At 30.3% G+C, this 16,117-nt stretch carries 15 protein-coding genes; 3 read left to right on the top strand and 12 right to left on the bottom strand.

Features of this window, described 5'->3' with window-relative positions:
• Window positions 1-1,053, top strand: a complete 1,053-nt coding sequence (locus ACIJYC_RS05145; RefSeq protein WP_435165185.1) for a threonine aldolase family protein — start codon at window positions 1-3, stop codon at window positions 1,051-1,053.
• On the opposite strand, the gene ACIJYC_RS05140 is transcribed toward ACIJYC_RS05145, so the two are convergent.
• From ACIJYC_RS05140 to ACIJYC_RS05120, 5 genes are all read right to left on the bottom strand, one after another.
• A complete protein-coding gene (locus ACIJYC_RS05140) occupies window positions 1,046-1,273 on the bottom strand; it encodes a hypothetical protein (RefSeq protein ID WP_435165182.1) in 228 nt (75 codons plus the stop codon). The genes ACIJYC_RS05145 and ACIJYC_RS05140 overlap by 8 nt on opposite strands.
• 192 nt (window positions 1,274-1,465) lie before the next feature.
• Window positions 1,466-4,000, bottom strand: coding sequence for an autotransporter domain-containing protein (locus tag ACIJYC_RS05135; RefSeq protein ID WP_435165179.1), 2,535 nt, complete (start codon window positions 3,998-4,000; stop codon window positions 1,466-1,468).
• Between the two features lie 553 nt (window positions 4,001-4,553).
• Entirely contained in the window at window positions 4,554-5,420 is an 867-nt protein-coding gene (locus ACIJYC_RS05130; RefSeq protein WP_435165176.1) for a heparin lyase I family protein, read from the bottom strand.
• 433 nt (window positions 5,421-5,853) lie between these two features.
• Window positions 5,854-7,026, bottom strand: a complete 1,173-nt coding sequence (locus ACIJYC_RS05125) for a hypothetical protein (protein ID WP_435165173.1) — start codon at window positions 7,024-7,026, stop codon at window positions 5,854-5,856.
• A gap of 55 nt (window positions 7,027-7,081) precedes the next feature.
• Window positions 7,082-7,567 (bottom strand): YajQ family cyclic di-GMP-binding protein, encoded by a 486-nt coding sequence (locus ACIJYC_RS05120; RefSeq protein WP_435165171.1) that lies wholly within the window; start codon window positions 7,565-7,567, stop codon window positions 7,082-7,084.
• Window positions 7,568-7,637: 70 nt separating this feature from the next.
• Here ACIJYC_RS05120 and ACIJYC_RS05115 point away from each other — a divergent pair, with 70 nt between their 5' ends.
• On the top strand, window positions 7,638-8,657 hold the full coding sequence (locus ACIJYC_RS05115) for a D-2-hydroxyacid dehydrogenase (RefSeq protein ID WP_435165168.1): 1,020 nt from the start codon (window positions 7,638-7,640) through the stop codon (window positions 8,655-8,657).
• A 63-nt stretch (window positions 8,658-8,720) separates the two neighbouring features.
• Window positions 8,721-9,089 carry a TlpA family protein disulfide reductase gene (locus ACIJYC_RS05110; RefSeq protein ID WP_435165165.1) on the top strand — a complete coding sequence of 123 codons (369 nt, stop codon included), beginning with the start codon at window positions 8,721-8,723 and terminating at the stop codon, window positions 9,087-9,089.
• Between the two features lie 11 nt (window positions 9,090-9,100).
• On the opposite strand, the gene ACIJYC_RS05105 is transcribed toward ACIJYC_RS05110, so the two are convergent.
• Genes ACIJYC_RS05105 through ACIJYC_RS05075 form a run of 7 tightly spaced genes read right to left on the bottom strand, consistent with a single transcriptional unit; the run spans window position 9,101 to window position 16,114 of the window.
• A complete protein-coding gene (locus ACIJYC_RS05105; RefSeq protein ID WP_435165162.1) occupies window positions 9,101-10,417 on the bottom strand; it encodes an MFS transporter in 1,317 nt (438 codons plus the stop codon).
• A gap of 57 nt (window positions 10,418-10,474) precedes the next feature.
• Window positions 10,475-11,335, bottom strand: a complete 861-nt coding sequence (locus tag ACIJYC_RS05100) for a DMT family transporter (RefSeq protein ID WP_435165159.1) — start codon at window positions 11,333-11,335, stop codon at window positions 10,475-10,477.
• Window positions 11,332-12,258, bottom strand: a complete 927-nt coding sequence (gene gshB, locus ACIJYC_RS05095; protein WP_435165156.1) for a glutathione synthase — start codon at window positions 12,256-12,258, stop codon at window positions 11,332-11,334. The genes ACIJYC_RS05100 and gshB overlap by 4 nt, the downstream gene beginning before the upstream one ends.
• Window positions 12,248-13,543 (bottom strand): glutamate--cysteine ligase, encoded by a 1,296-nt coding sequence (locus tag ACIJYC_RS05090; RefSeq protein WP_435165153.1) that lies wholly within the window; start codon window positions 13,541-13,543, stop codon window positions 12,248-12,250. Before ACIJYC_RS05090 ends, gshB begins: the two co-directional genes overlap by 11 nt.
• Window positions 13,544-13,573: 30 nt before the next feature.
• Window positions 13,574-14,131, bottom strand: a complete 558-nt coding sequence (locus ACIJYC_RS05085; protein ID WP_435165150.1) for an HD domain-containing protein — start codon at window positions 14,129-14,131, stop codon at window positions 13,574-13,576.
• A gap of 2 nt (window positions 14,132-14,133) precedes the next feature.
• Window positions 14,134-15,615, bottom strand: a complete 1,482-nt coding sequence (purF, locus tag ACIJYC_RS05080) for an amidophosphoribosyltransferase (protein WP_435165147.1) — start codon at window positions 15,613-15,615, stop codon at window positions 14,134-14,136.
• Window positions 15,569-16,114 (bottom strand): CvpA family protein, encoded by a 546-nt coding sequence (locus ACIJYC_RS05075; RefSeq protein ID WP_435165144.1) that lies wholly within the window; start codon window positions 16,112-16,114, stop codon window positions 15,569-15,571. The genes purF and ACIJYC_RS05075 overlap by 47 nt, the downstream gene beginning before the upstream one ends.
• Window positions 16,115-16,117 lie beyond the last annotated feature (3 nt).

Here is a 16,117-nt window from a genome sequence, read left to right as displayed (position 1 = left end):
ATGGCTAAAATTAAAACAAAAAGGGAGCGGGTAAAATTTGCTTCAGATAATGTTGCAGGTGCTTGCCCAGAAGTTCTTGATGCAATTATTAAAGCAAATGATGGTGACAGTACACCATATGGCAATGATCAAATATCAACTGAGTTACAAGACAAGTTTTCTGAATTATTTGAAAAAGAAGTGATAGTTTTTCCAACTGCGTCAGGAACTGCTGCTAATGCATTAGCTTTATCGACTATGACACCATCATTCGGAAACATTTATTGCCATAAGTTATCCCATATAAATACAGATGAATGTGGAGCTCCTGAATTTTATACGGGAGGTGGAAAACTTGTTGCCTTACAAGGTATTGATGGAAAAATAACAGCTGATGAATTAGATCAATCCATTGGTGGAAAAGGAATTGTTCATCATACTCAACCTTCATCAGTTAGTATTACTCAAGTGTGTGAAACTGGAGAAATATATCAATTGGATGAAATTAAAAAGATTTCAGAAATTACTCATAAACATAATCTAAATATGCATATGGATGGAGCAAGATTTGCAAATGCTTTAGTTTCTCTTGATGCAACTCCTGCCGAGATGACTTGGAAATCAGGTATTGATGTATTGTCATTTGGAGCAACAAAAAATGGCTGTCTTGCAGCAGAAGCAATAATTTTCTTTAATAAAGACTTGGTTGGTAATGTTGCATTTTTAATGAAAAGAGCAGGGCACCTATTATCTAAAATGCGTTTTGTTTCAGCACAATTAGATGCCTATATTTCAAATGATGTCTGGCTTAGAAATGCAAAGCATGCAAATAAGATGGGAAAAAAATTAAGTGATGGATTAGCCCTACATCCAGATATTAAACTTTCATATCCAACAGAAGCCAATGAAGTTTTTGCAAAATTTCCAAGAAATATGATCGAACATTTAAATTCAGAAGGTTATAAAATGAATGAAGACGAATTAGATGGAAAATCAACAAGATTAGTCACTGCTTGGAATACTCAAGATAGTGATGTTGATCAATTGTTAGAAGTTTTAAAGAAATCTAACTAGGGTTTTGTTTTAAAAATTCAATATATTTTACAACTTCATCGAATTTTTCATCAGGAATATCTTTGTAGCTCGCATCAAAATTATCTTTGACACAAATTGCAACATGAGCGTAGGGGTTTCTTCCTCTGGGATGATTTGGATGGTCAGGTAGCTGTCCCCGTAAATAATCGCCAGCTTCCTGTATGATTTTCCACAGTTTACTTGCGTTTTCTTTATTCACACTGATCCATTTTTTGTTTCATCTCTTTTGATACAAGTTTGATACAAGTTATCCTATAAAATCCTACATCTAAATTCAATAAGCCTGAGGCGTGGCTATTTTTAAACGAAAGTTTAACTAATTTAGATCTTTTAGGTTTTTTAATAACCACCATTGGTGTTTATATTGCTGCAAAAGATTAAAGATATTTAATTAGAATGCTTTTGAATAATAAATATATAAATTTGTTTGTGTCATATTTTCATAAGCTAATTCTTGATACTGAATAATAGAAGAAAATCTATTATTTGAAGATAAATCATAATCAAAACCTAGGGAAACTACTGGACGAGTTTTTTTTAAGTTTGCATCAAGATTTACTGTTGGAAGACCTGACATACCCGTGGGTGCTAACTTAGAAATTGTATGATAAACATCATGTTCTATTCCTAAAGTAGCATGAAGGTTAAGTGCTGGTGTTAAATTTGCATCAATTCTTGTACCTAATAAAACGGTAAGCGCTTTATCATTAATTTTATTATAAGTAAGTGGGCTAACAGGTCCTACTTCTGTATAACTATCTTGTTTTTTGACTGCGTATCTTGATGCAAAATAGGGAGTATAATTAATTTTATTTTTTTTTGAAATTACATAACGTGTTTCAATTGTATTACTAATTGCTTTTGTTAGTGTTTTTCCTGTTCCCTCTTCTGAATTTTCTCCTGCTTCACGGGTGATTGTAGCATTTTTTTCTTGATACGCGTTTGCATATTTTACTTGAAATCCTAAGCCAGAGCTTTTTTGATTCCAAACAATTAAACTTCCAAGAAGTGGAGTATTATCTGAAAGTTTTAAATTTTTTGATGTGTCGTGTTTAGTATTGGTGTGATAGAAACCTCCTATCCTCAGTTGATCAGAAAATCTCTTTCCACCTACTAGTACTAATCCATCTGTTGTTGAACTTGGATTTGTAACTTTAGAACGTCTGCCTCCTAATGATAGACATGTATCATTATTATTGCCAAAAAAATCACAATCATAAGTATTCATATGAGCAAAGTTTGCATCTGTTACTGATTTAAGACTATTCATAGACTCAAGAGTGGGTGTTTTAGGCAACGTAGAAGCTGGTGGAACTGCACTTTCTATAGCGGAAATAATTAAATCCCAATCATCATCATTATTAGTATCATCTAATTTCCAATAATATTTATTTGCTCCTTCAAATTTATTACCTGTTGTGCAGTCTGTATCACTAGTGCATGATACTAAATCACTTTCTGTTAAGCCGCTAATTACGTCGCTATAAGTCGTATTTACTGATGAACCAGTTAGTGTTGAGGTGCTATGTACACCGAAAGTTGTCGTTCCTGATTTATTGCTAAAAACTATTTTACCATAATCAGAAGTGCTATTAACAATTACGTTGTAATTTGTAGGAAGCTTATATCCATAAGTCAGCGCATCATTGCCTCCTTGAGAGTTAATCAATGTTGTAATAGTTCCAGATTGACCTGAGTCATTAGCATTATTAATATCCAAATCAGCACCTGTTATCGTTCCAGTATTGTTAATTGTTCCAATAGTTGCTCCTAATATATTTTTAATACCATCTGCATTAGTAGAATCTGTAATATTGCCTGAGTTATTTATTGTGGTGATTGCCCCTTCATTTTTAATTGCAGCATTACTGTCATCTCCTGTAATATCACCTGAGTTAGTAATTGTTCCGATAGCTCCGGTTGCGTTAAGGTAAATTGCACCATTACCATCAATAGCAGAAATAATTCCAGAATTATTTATAGTATTAATTACACCACCACTTACAGAAGAAATTGCCTGACCGCTACCACCGCTAGTTTTGGTGGTAGAAATAGTTCCTGTATTTTCTATGGTACCTATTGTAGCGTTAAAATTTCTAATTGCTTTTCCATCAGCTCCCCGTGCCTTAATTGTGCCGGCATTTTTGATTGTTGTAATTATACCGCGACCTGAATTCATAATGGTTTCGTTTTCAGCTTGTATCGTTGCGCCACTTTTATTTTCTATTAAAGTAATTGTGGGCACTGATGAATCATTTGATGCGTTTCTAATTGCTTGTTCTTTACTAGATCTAATCATCCCTGCATTTGTGATTGTTTCAATGGTATTGAAATTTTGAATAGTATATTTTTGTTTTGACCATATATCACCGGTAGCAGTATTTTCAATTTTGTTAATTGTTCCATTTTTCGTATTTGCAATTGCAACTTTACTGTTTGAATAAATTTGTCCACTATTAACTATATCTCCAATGGTAGATCCATTAAAAATTGGATAACCAGCTCCATTGGTAGTGGATTGCTTAGTCTCTATTCTTCCATTATTAGTAATTGTTGTAATGCTGCCTGAGCCCGCTGCATGTTGAATTCCGTATCTATCAAGGCCATCTGCAGTGTCGTAACCTATACCTGCATCGCTATTAATAGTAATAGTAGTATTAGTGCCGTTTGTAGTGACTATTCCCTTTTCATCATCACTTGAACGTCCTTTAATTGTAGCACCATCAATAGTAATGTTAGAACCATCACCCGTTACTACTATTTGTCTACAATCTGAAGTGTAAGTTACAGTCGTGCCATTAACATCGGCACAATCAGCAGCATAAGTTTTTTTAGGAAAAAAAATTATTAATAATGTAATAAGAAAAATTAAACTTACACAGATGTAAGTTTTATAATAATTTAATATCAATTTAAATACATACATTAAATAAATATTCCTTGTGGCCTATTTATTCTTTAGGAAGATCACCAACCTAAAATCATGTAGTGACAAAATTTGTCAAAAAAATTATAAAAAATTTATAAAAAAAATAATTAATTTTTAATACTTAATGTGCTCATTATGGGTCAAATAGTTGAATAAATTTAGAGTTTAGATAATCAAGCTATTTAAGTTTAAATCCCGAACCATGAGTCTATTTGCTTTAAAATAGCTATTTGATTTATCTCTTTTGATACAAGTTTGGGATCAAGTTTTTTAATTAAATTGATGAGTCTTTAAGCAATTTATTTTAAGCTAACTTTTTAATATCCGCATAAGTACTGTAGAATAGTGTAGCTTAATGTGGAAAAGGTTGAACCTCTATTCCCCCAAATAATGGCCAGCTTCCTGAATAATTTTCCAGAGTTTGCTTGCGTTTTCTTTGTTTATACAACCTAAAATTTTGTTTTATCTCAATCTGGTATAGTTCAGGGTATAGTATCCTATAAAATCCTACAACCCAGAACCAAGATCCCTAAAGTTTTTTCATTTTAAATCAATCAACAGGCTTAAGCTTAGGATTGATATTTCTGTCTACTTTTTTAATTGATTTTCCTCTTCTTATTTCATCATAAAAAACAACTTGAGTTCGCATTTTGCCATTTTTGAGCTCTTTATACTTACTAATTAAATTACGATATATACCATGTTTAAAATATATTCCTTCTGGTTTAAAAAAAATTGGAGATTTTAATATTTCCACTTTTTTAATACCATTTACCCAAGCATCTATTCTTTTATTTTTAAAATCTAAACAAAAAGAAATATCCGTCCAAACGTCTTTCATTTTTCTTAGTGGTTTTAATGTAGTATATACTGATTTATCAATAACGTCTGTTGCTGAACCGCTAAGTTCGTGCCAATTAAAAAACAGATATCCTTTATGTGCATCAATTTGAATCAAAGGTGGAAAAGAAGCTAGGCCACCTGATGCTGTGCCTGTTGGACCACCAATTTGATGAACTTGGCCTAAAGTAGTGCTGGCTGGAGCTACATCAAAAAAATCTTTAGATAACATTAAACTAAATCCATAACATTGTTTTCCTTTTGGAGCCTGTCTTGGTTCTGTTGAAAACTCAACTCTTTCTCGATCAGTTTCACAATCACTCCAAAAATCATCTCTAAAACAATCACCATCTCTAAGTTCAAATCGCTGAAAATAGTTTCCAGCACGTGCTTTTGTTTTATCTTGAATGTATTGAAAGTTGTAATCATTATGATCCATAAAGTTTTTATGAAACTTAAATCCACTCTTCTTAGTTTTCAAACCAAATTTTCCCTCTTCATCTTTAAATGTTCCAGACATAGCTATAGTAGGAATTAATAATAAACCCATAACTAAAATTCCTAAAAGTTTTTTCACAATCCAAGACTAACAAACCCTGAACCACGAGTCTATTTGCTTTAAAAATGGCTATTTGATTTATCTCTTTTGTTTCAAGTCTGTTATCAAGTTTTTTAATTAAATTGATGAGTCTTTAAGCGATTTATCTCAAGCTAACTTTTTAATATCCGCATAAGTACTGTAAAATAATGTAGCTTAATATGGATTGGTTGAACCTCTAATCCCGTAAATAATCGCCAGCTTCCTGTATCATTTCCACAGTTTACTTGCGTTTTCTTTGTTCATAACCCTTTAAATACTGATTTATCTCAATCAAGTATAGTTTACACTCTACAAATCTCAATTTCATTAACTATTTTTACAGTTTGCCAGATCTAGTTTGGTTCTAAAAAAGACTCTGTTCATCTTTCAATATGGCATGAGACTTTATCTCACCTCTGGTAATTTTAAACTACCAACCATGGACTACGCTTGATCTCCTTAGATTAATTGCATCAACTTTAAAGCGCTGTTTTAATTTATTGAAAAGTGTGAACTCTTGGTATGTGTTAAATTTTTCAAACTTAGAAAGTTTGTTAAATACTCTCAAGACTACTTTCTTGTCAGTGCATTTTCTTAAATGACGTTCAAGCCCCATGATATTTCCTTTTTCGACCATGTAAGACGCAAGGTCAAAGTAATTAGAGCTTGGTTGATTGGGACAACGTGAAGCAACTTCAGATAATGTAAAACTTAAAGCTCTTCTTGTTCCTAAATCAATTAATTTTCGATAATCATAAACATTTGAAATAAATTCTTCTATATTCAAGCTTTCAAGTGACATCTTTTCAATATTTTCTATGTGCTTGCTAAGATTTTTGTACATATCAAGAAAATTAAACTCAATAGATTTAAGATTAGTTCGCTGAATAAGATCTTTACATTTAACGCTCGGCTCAAGATAAAGTGGCTTCTCTGTAATTTTAATAACTAAAGCACAGTGATAGTTTTCACTTAAATTTAAGTTCCCCATATGAGAAAGCTCTGCGCTCCAGATGTAAGTGGAAGAGATACTGGGGTAAACATCTAAACGTTTTATTCCAATTTTTTTCAGCACACCTTCTTGTTTTAGATTAGGAAAAATTTTTTTCGCCAACTTTTGACCCACATAGGCCAAAAAAGAGTGACTTTTTGGAAAAATACTTATTGGTGGATATGTATTTTTAAAAGTATTAATTGGAGTCCAAACTGTTATTGAATTTTTACATTCTTTTCTTCTATCAGTATGAATCCCACTTTGTTCTGTTTTGTCATTTGGCAAATGAAACAGAATATAAGGCAATGTTACATAATATTTTGAATATTCAAGTTTTGTTTCAAGAATATCTCCAACAAGAAGCTTAGTGAACTCCATTGCTTTAGAAGAAAATCTCAGAGACGAACGAATGCAAGATTTTGCTAGTTCCTCTTTATAAGGTTTGATATTGTTAATATAATCCTGTGAATTTGTTATGGAAATAAATTCTTTTACTAGTTCTTCTTTTTTTTCTGCTACTTTTGAATGTGCATACAAAGTATCTTTAATATGCATCATCTCAAGCCAACCATCACGATTCATACTAAATCTCCCTGTATCATTTTCCACAATTTACTTGCGTTTTCTTTATTCATACAATTTTAATTCCTGTTTTAACTCCAAATTAATCCCTAAAATTTATAAATTCAATTGGCAGACCAATATCAATTGTTTTAATTGCAGCTATAGCATCCTGGAGATCATCTCTTTTTTTTCCATCCACCCTTAACTCTTCTCCTTGAATTTTGATTTGAATTTTAAGTTTAAGTTTTTTTATATCTCCAATTATTTTTTTTGCATTTTCTTGGTTTATTCCCTCTTTTAATTCACTCACTTGACGAATGGTGCCACCAGAGGCACCTTCTGAGTTTTTAACACTCAATACTCTTGGATCTACTTTTCTTCTTATAAGGTGAGTCTCTAAAAGTTCACTTACTTGCTTAAGTTTTAACTCATCTGTAGCTATTGTTGTAATAGTTTTATCTTTTCGTTCTATTGAAATATTAAGACCTTTAAAATCATATCGATTACTAATTTCTCTTAAACAATTGGCAAGAGCATTATCAAATTCTTGATAGTTGACTTTACTGATTACATCAAATGAAGGCATAATTTTTTATTAATTTATATAATAATACATTTTTTATTAAAATAAATTAAAGATAAGATAATCATCAAAAATGAAAAAAGTTAAAATTCACATAAGAAATAACCATTGGAAAGAGGGTTTTTTACCTTGTGACCCAGAAGGTGAAAAACATAGCGCAATTACAAAAGAAGAATTTGAAAAAGGGCTTAGTCAATATCCAGAAATAAAAGATAAGATTGAATATTTAGTGGATTGGGATGAAGATAATTATATTTCTTCAATGAAAGAAGCAGATGTTTTGTTAGGTTGGCAATTTCCAACAAATAATATTAGAGAAATAGCACCAAACCTTAAATGGATCCATGTTAGTTCAGCAGGTGTCAATCACTTGTCTCCTTTTAATTGGATGAAAGATGATTTAATTTTAACTAATAGCAGTGGAGTACATTCTAAAAAAGCAGGTGAGTTTGGGTTAATGAGTATCTTAATGCTTCAAAACCAAATGACAAAAATAGTTACTAACCAAAAAAATAAAAAATTTATCACTTTGCTTAGTAAACCCATTGAAGGTTTTGAAGTTGTGGTAGTTGGAACAGGTTCTTTAGGCGGCTCCATGATAAAGCATATTAGCAAACTTGGAGCTGAAGTAATTGGTGTTAATCGAAAAGGAAATAATGTTGAGGGTTGTTCAAAAGTAATTACTTTTGATAAAATAGATGAAGTATTACCTGTGGCTGATTTTTTATATCTTGCTGTCCCTGAAACTGAAGAAACAAAAGGATTAATAAATAAAGAAAGACTGGATAGTCTTAAACCTACGTGTGGAATTGTTAATATTGGAAGACAATCTGTTTTAGATTATGAAGCTTTAAAAATTAAACTAGAAAAAAATGAAATAGCTGGTGCTATTTTAGATGTATTTGCGCATGAACCCATTCCAAAAAACTCTACTTTTTGGGACACACCAAATTTGATTATTACTCCACATATTTCATCAGACAGCCAAGGCAACTATATTGAGATGGTATTAAAAATATTTTTCAAAAATCTTAAACTCTTTATAGAAAATAAGGAGCTAATTAATCAAATTGATCGAAAATTAGGTTATTAGATTATGACATAGAGACAATATGTTTAATTACAATAATTTCTAACAAATATAAATTCTATACTTATGAAAAAAATATTAATTCTTATTACTATATTATTTAGCTTTAGTGCGAGTGGAATAAGTAAAGAAACCACCTTTACCAATAAGATATTTGAAAAATCTCAATTAGATGGAAAAACTGTTATAATTCACTCATGGAATAAGACTTGCTCTACTTGTGCTAAACAAGTGAAAATATTAGATAAAGCAAAACAAGATTTTAAAGATGTTATTTTTTTGAGTTTTGAACAAACTAAAGATAAAGAAATTGCCAAATTTTTAAGTATTGATTACTGGACTACAATTGTTGTTTATAGAGATAATAAGGAAGTATCTCGTTCAATTGGTCAAACAAATAAAGAAAAGATTTATTCTCAAATCAATTCACTATAACAATTTTAATACTAAAAGCTTCCAGGTTTGTTTTCTTCAACAACAGGCTTCGTTACAGTTTTAATTGGATCTTCGATAGGCTCTGTAGATGGGTTTAGCTCAATACCTGCAGGAGTAATTGATTGAGGCATCGCAACAAACTGTGAGTCTGGGTTTTCAACAACAGGTCTTACTCTAGATCTGTAAACTCCATAGATACCAATTAATGAGTGAAAAAATAATAAAAAGATAAAAAATCCATTGGGACCAACCATACCCATAAAGATAGAACATAAAAAAGGTCCACCCATGGCTCCCATTCCAAATGTAAACTGTAAACTAGCTCCAGCAGCAACAAATTTTTCTTTTGGAATAAAGTCATTAGTGTGAGCTAAAATTAAAGAGAACATTGGAAGACTACAAAAAGAAAACAAAATTAAAAAAACATAAAACCAAAATTTACTAGTTGCTAAATCTCCTGGTAGATACATTTGTCTTGACGATAAAATTGCACAAAAAGCAAAAAAAGCAGCAGCAAAGGTTACAATAATGATCACTTTTCTTCGATCAAACATATCTGACAACTTTCCAATTGGCCACTGTGATATTGCACCAGAAATAGCGAGCATAAATGTAACTAATGAAATTTGAAAAATAGAAAAGTTCATAGTTGCTGCGTATACTGCAAGTAATGTAAATAATGCAGATTGGATAGTTCCATAAAAAAAGGAACTTACCATTCCAAATGGAGATGAAATAAATACTTCTTGTAAAGACATTTTTGCTATTTTCTTAAATGTTGGAGCTTTTCTTTTTGTAAGTAAAATTGGTATAAGAGCGGCTGAAGTTATGACTGAAATTAATATAAAAGGTTCAAAGTTAAGTGGATCACTAAAGTTAAGTAGAAACATTCCAAGTCCCATAGCGCCATACAAGATAACCATATAAACCGATAAAACACTTCCTCTATTTTTGTTACTTGCTCTATCGTTTAACCAACTTTCGGCAACAGTATAAATAGAAACCATGCTAATTCCTGTAAGTACTCTTAATAGAAACCATGCAAACGGACTTACATATACTGCATGAATTAAAACTACCAATGAAGCTATTGATGCAAATGCTGCAAAAACTCTGATGTGTCCTACACGAGAAATAATTTGAGGAATAGTTTTAGCGCCAATAAAGTATCCAACAAAATAACCTGACATCATAAATCCAGTCGCAGTTAAGCTAAATTCTTCTTTGACTGCTCTAACCCCAAGTAGTGATCCTTGAAATCCGTAGGCAAGCATAAGTGCTCCCATTCCTAAAAATAAAGCCCACGAATTTTTTAAAACCTTTTCCATCTGAATCGGTATCTATTTCTGATTTGTGGCCAAATCAAGTTAATTGCAATTCAAGAACTATGATTTTTTAAGCTTAAGATACGAGTGAATTGCAATAGTTAAAATGATAATTGAACCTCCTTGTATTGTCTCCAGGCTAGGCTGTTCTTTAATCACCATCCACACCCAAAAAGGTCCTATGATTGTCTCTAATAAGAAGAATAAATTTACCTCTTCAGCAGGGATAAATCTTGGAGCAATAGTTACTAGCACAAAAGGAATAGCAACACACATTATGCTCATTAAAGGAACTATTATTAAATCTCGCTCAATTAAGGTGTATGTTTCGATAAAAAACATTGCAAATATTGCAACAAATAGTTTTCCTACTACTGCAGCGGGAAGTAAGTTTTTTTTCTTAGCTGATCTAATAGTGACTGCATTAATTGCAAGCCCAAGGGCTGTAATAAAGCCTAAAATATCTCCATAAATATTACCTAATTGAAGAGAGTCAAAAAATATATAAACAGCTGCTAAAAATGTTACTCCAATTGCAATCCAGGTTTTTCTATCAGGTATTTCTTTTAAAAAAATTCCACCAAGTATTGCTGATAACATAGGAGCAAGTGCTATCATAACTAATGTATTGGCAACGTTTGTATTTTGTATAGATACAACAAAAGTAATATTAGTTATCGAAAAAGTAGTTATAAAAATTAGACCGTGATAACCACTATTAAAAAGCATCTTAAAAAAATTTAATTTATATACGATCAGCATTCCTATTAAGACTAAACAAAAAGGGATAAATCCTCGATAAAAAACTAAACCCCAGGTATCAACATTAGATAATCTAATAAATAGGCTATCTGGCGTAATAAACATTACCGCAACAAAAGCTAAAAAAGACCCTTTTTGTTGATCTGATAAATTGTTCATACTTTTAATTCTTTCCAAAAAGTTTTTGCAAGATTAATTCCTGACAAATCATATAGTGTTTTTAATCCAGTAGGGGAAGTTACGTTAATATCTCCATTTAATTTTTGATCAATAAAATCAATACCTGCAAAAAAAATATTTTCTTTTTTAAGATCATTAGCGATTAATTTTGAGATCTTATTTTCTTTAGTTGTTAATTTAATATTAATTGGTTTTGCACCTTTGCTCATATTACTTAAAAAAGAACCTTGTTTTGGAACTCGAGATATTGCACCACACACTTTACCATTGATAATAAATACTCTTTTATCTCCTTTGCTTATCTTGGGTAAAAACTTTTGACACATAATATGATCGTGTTTTTTTATAAATTGATTGATTAATTTCATATTAAATCTATTTAATAGATAAATATCATTTCCACTATAGCTATGAATGGGTTTTAAAATTACTTTTTTATGTCTTTTAAAAAATTTTTTAATCTCATTAATATTTTGAGTGAAAATAGTACTTGGCATATACTTTTGATATCTAACTGAATATAATTTCTCAGAAATATTTCTTATTGAGGTTGGATTATTTAAAATTTTAACTTTATTTTTAATAGTATCTAAAATGTGGGTTGCTGAAATGTATTCAAGATTGAATGGAGGATCTTGTCGAATTAGAATAAATTTACATTTAGCAAGTTCTAATTTTTGTTTTTTTAATATTTTAAAAAATTTTTTATTTTTGTAATTAAATTTGATAAAAAACCCTGATGCAATTACTTTTGAGTTAATTATTGATAAGTTTTTTGGATCGTAATAGAATATCCTGTAGTTTTTTTTTTGAATTTCATTAGCAAGAAAAACACTGGTATCTGTTAAAGAGTTTAATTTTGAGGGGTGGTTTCCTTGAATAGCAACAATTTTACTTATCATATAATTCACTTAAATCTTCATTATTAGAAAATTTACTAATCATATGATCTGCGTTAGTTGTTTTATTATCAATCACTTTTTGCAAGTGATTTAAAAATACTGTTTCGTTTTTACCATGCTTGTTATGTATTTCTCTATTTTCTAGACCTTTTTTTGATAAATTTAATAGAGTTGATGACCAATAAAGAAGATCTTTACCCATTAATTGAGTATTAAAGCCTTTCTTAGGAGCTTCAAAATAAGCATTAATAATTTTATCTGCATCCCAACCAGAAACTAGTTCATGAACTTCATCTAAATTTCCATATAACATCCCAATATTAAAAGCAGGACCTGCACACAAACAATCCCATCCACATGTATCCATAGATCTAAGCTCAATATATTTTTTTAGTCTATTTTCGGTAAAGATTGTACTTAAGTGAGTAGTTAAGTCATTTTCAGTGGGTAATCGGTTAGATATTTCATTAATTTTACCGTCCATAAAATCTTTAAAAATATATTTTTGCCCAGAAATATAAGTATCTTTGTTTTGAATGAATAAAATCGGAAAATTCATTACAAATTCAGCATATTTTTCAAAATTTAATCCCTCAAAAAATAATTTAGGTAGACCACCTCTAGAAGTGTTTTGCCAAACCTTTGATCGATAAGATAAATATCCACTATTTTTTTTTTCAACTATTGAAGAGTTTGCAAATAAAGCAATTGAAATTGGAACAATAGAGTTAATTATTTTAAATTTTTTTATAAAGTCTTTTTCAGAATTGTAATCAATATTTAATTGGGTTCCACAAGTTCGATACATCATATCTAAACTCAATTCACCTCCTAAAGGCATATCTTTAGTCATCAGTTCATATCTTTGTTTAGGATTATTTGGAATTTCATCTAATTTTGATATTGGATCAAATCCAGCGCTAACTATATTAATATCTAATTTTTTAGTAACTTGCCTTAACTCAAATAAATAATCTTGTGACTCTGCACAAGCATCATGAATATGTTTAAGTTTTTCCCCTGATAATTCTATCTGGTTTCCAGGTTCTAAAGTAATATTTTTACCTTCTTTATTTAATCCAATTATATTTTCTTTTTCTAAAATTGGATTCCAGCCAAATTCTAAAAGAGCTGCAAACATATCTTTTATTTTTGAATAATTAATTCTTTTATTGTCTTGATTGTTGAATAGAAATTTTTCATGCTCAATTCCTATCCTAAAATCTTTTGTCTTTTTTATACCAGATTTAAAATATTCAATTATTTGTTCTTTAGAATTAATCATCGATATTTAGATAGTATCTTATTTCAAAAATTAAAGATAATAATAAGGAGTTTTAGAGAAAATTTTTCTAACCATTGGGGAAAACTCATCTAAACTCATACTTTTATAATTTGGATCAAAAGAAGATTGATCATACTTTTCGCAAAAGTTAATAGTTGCCTGATAATGTTCATGATCTTTAAATTTTTCTCTAGCATTTCTGTCTCCTCCTAAATGATGAGCACTGTAAAAAGTTTGAAATAATCCATGATGTTGAATAATCCAATAAGTTCTCTCAGAAACATAAGGTCTTAGTATTGAAGCTGCATACTGAGAATGGTTCATTGGAGCTAAATCATCTCCGATATCATGCAATAAAGTCGCTACAACCATTTCTTCACTTTCATCATTTTTATAAGCTCGAGTTGCCGCTTGTAAAGAATGTTCTAGCCTTGTTATTTGATAACCTTCTAGTGTGGTTGTTTGAGAAGCTAAATATTTTATTATTCTGTCAGCAGTCTGTCTTTCAAAACTTTTTTCATATTTATCTAAAAGTTGGTAATCTTCTTTAGTACCATTCTTCATTTCTGTGAAATTTACTTTTTTCATTACTAGTTATTCGAAGCAGTACTTAATAAAGATAATTGAGTAATTTTATTATCTCCAAGTTCGTCAATAGGTTTAACTGGATAGTCTCCTGTAAAATAATGATCAGTTAGTTGAGGATAGGTTTCGTTTCTATTTTCAAAGCCGATAGCTTTATATAATCCATTGAGAGATAAAAATTTTAATGATTTTGCTCCAATATATTCACAAATTTCATCATTCGATTTATTGGCAGCTAATAATTCTTTTTTTGTTGGAGTATCAACTCCATAAAAATCAGGAAATCTAATTTCAGGGCATGCAATTTTAACATGAACTTCTTTTGCTCCTGCATCATATAACATTTTAACAATTTTATGAGAAGTAGTCCCTCTAACAAGCGAGTCGTCTATTAATATAATTTTTTTATCTTTAATTGTGGTTTTGTTAGCATTTAATTTCAATTTAACTCCTAGACTTCTGATTTTTTGACTAGGTTCAATAAAAGTTCGTCCGACATAATGATTTCTTATTAAACCATGCTCATAATTCATTTTTAAATGTTGAGCAAACCCAAGTGCTGCAGCATTACCACTGTCTGGAACAGGAACAACTATATCTGCCTCAATATCGTTTTCTTTTGCAAGTTCAGCTCCAATATTTTTTCTATGCTCGTAAGCAGTTCTATTTTCAAGAATACTGTCAGGTCTTGCAAAATAAATATATTCAAAAACACATGGTCTCACTTTTTTAGGAGGGAAGGGTTTGATACTTTCTAACTTATCATTTTCTATTAAAACAATCTCTCCATTTTCTACATCTCTTACAAATTTTGCACCAATTATATCTAGTGCACATGTTTCCGATGCTAGAACATAGCTATTACCTAATTTTCCAATCACTAGTGGTCTAATACCATAAGGATCTCTAACTCCAATTAATGAATTTTGTGTCAACATAACTAAAGCATAACCACCCTGAATTTGAAAAATTGCATCAACCACTTTATCAATTGTTTTAGTTCTTTTTGATTTAGCAATTAATTGAACAATTGTTTCAGTATCAGAGGTCGAGTAAAAAATAGCTCCATCTTCAACTAATTTTTTTCTTAGAGAAATTGAGTTTGTTAAATTTCCGTTGTGTGCAACTCCAATTCCTCCTGCATTCGTGTCCGCAAAAAAAGGCTGAATATTTCTTAAAGTATTTTCACCCGTTGTACTGTATCTGTTATGACCAATTGCATGGCTTCCTTTAAGTTTTTGAAGTACTTTTTCTTTGTTGAAATTATCGCCAACTAAACCAAATCTTTTCTCAGAATAATATTTTTCACCATCAAAAGTGACTATTCCACAACCTTCTTGACCTCGGTGCTGAAGCGCATGAAGTCCTAGTGCTGTTAATGCGGAGGCATCTTTTGCATTACTTACACCAAAAATACCACATTCTTCTTTTAATTTTGGATCAAATTTCTTCAATTTTTTCTTTAGAATCTTGATATGTTTTTTCATTAGGAAATTCTTTTATGAAATAATTACTACCTTTTTCAAGGTAAGGAAAGACGTATGATTGATCCCTATTTATAGGCCATTTATCGTGATTGTAGACAATATGAAACCCAGAGAAGATACAAACTGAAATTATATAAGCTCTTATAAAACCAAAAAAGAATCCAAATGTAGTATCCAACCCACCAATGCCAGTATAGTTAACTGCTTTGCTTATCCCTTTGTTAACAAGTAGTACTAAAAAAATTACTATTACAAATATAATAATCCCAAGACCAATATCTAAAACGTATTCATTATCAATAATATTACTAACATAAGGTTTAATTTTTGGAAATATGATCAGGGTAACAACATAGGCAAGTAACCATTTCGCCATTGACAATATACTCAAGACAAATCCTTTTTTATAGCAACTTATAAGAGATAAAATAGTTATGATTAAATAAATTAGATCAATAATAGATATTGCATCATAAAAATCTTTTAAAACATCTGACATTTA

Source organism: Candidatus Pelagibacter bacterium nBUS_28, from assembly GCF_051200915.1.
Lineage (GTDB): Bacteria > Pseudomonadota > Alphaproteobacteria > Pelagibacterales > Pelagibacteraceae > Pelagibacter.
The sequence above is the reverse complement of the archived record's forward strand: the minus strand, read 5'-3'. Positions and strand labels throughout refer to the sequence as shown.

Coding starts and splice junctions, on each gene's coding strand:
- ACIJYC_RS05115 (WP_435165168.1), top strand. CDS start 7,638: ATGAAAAAAGTTAAAATTCACATAAGAAATAACCATTGGAAAGAGGGT.
- ACIJYC_RS05090 (WP_435165153.1), bottom strand. CDS start 13,543: ATGATTAATTCTAAAGAACAAATAATTGAATATTTTAAATCTGGTATA.
- ACIJYC_RS05120 (WP_435165171.1), bottom strand. CDS start 7,567: ATGCCTTCATTTGATGTAATCAGTAAAGTCAACTATCAAGAATTTGAT.
- ACIJYC_RS05135 (WP_435165179.1), bottom strand. CDS start 4,000: ATGTATGTATTTAAATTGATATTAAATTATTATAAAACTTACATCTGT.
- ACIJYC_RS05110 (WP_435165165.1), top strand. CDS start 8,721: ATGAAAAAAATATTAATTCTTATTACTATATTATTTAGCTTTAGTGCG.
- ACIJYC_RS05085 (WP_435165150.1), bottom strand. CDS start 14,131: ATGAAAAAAGTAAATTTCACAGAAATGAAGAATGGTACTAAAGAAGAT.
- purF (WP_435165147.1), bottom strand. CDS start 15,615: ATGAAAAAACATATCAAGATTCTAAAGAAAAAATTGAAGAAATTTGAT.
- ACIJYC_RS05075 (WP_435165144.1), bottom strand. CDS start 16,114: ATGTCAGATGTTTTAAAAGATTTTTATGATGCAATATCTATTATTGAT.
- ACIJYC_RS05100 (WP_435165159.1), bottom strand. CDS start 11,335: ATGAACAATTTATCAGATCAACAAAAAGGGTCTTTTTTAGCTTTTGTT.
- ACIJYC_RS05145 (WP_435165185.1), top strand. CDS start 1: ATGGCTAAAATTAAAACAAAAAGGGAGCGGGTAAAATTTGCTTCAGAT.
- ACIJYC_RS05105 (WP_435165162.1), bottom strand. CDS start 10,417: ATGGAAAAGGTTTTAAAAAATTCGTGGGCTTTATTTTTAGGAATGGGA.
- gshB (WP_435165156.1), bottom strand. CDS start 12,258: ATGATAAGTAAAATTGTTGCTATTCAAGGAAACCACCCCTCAAAATTA.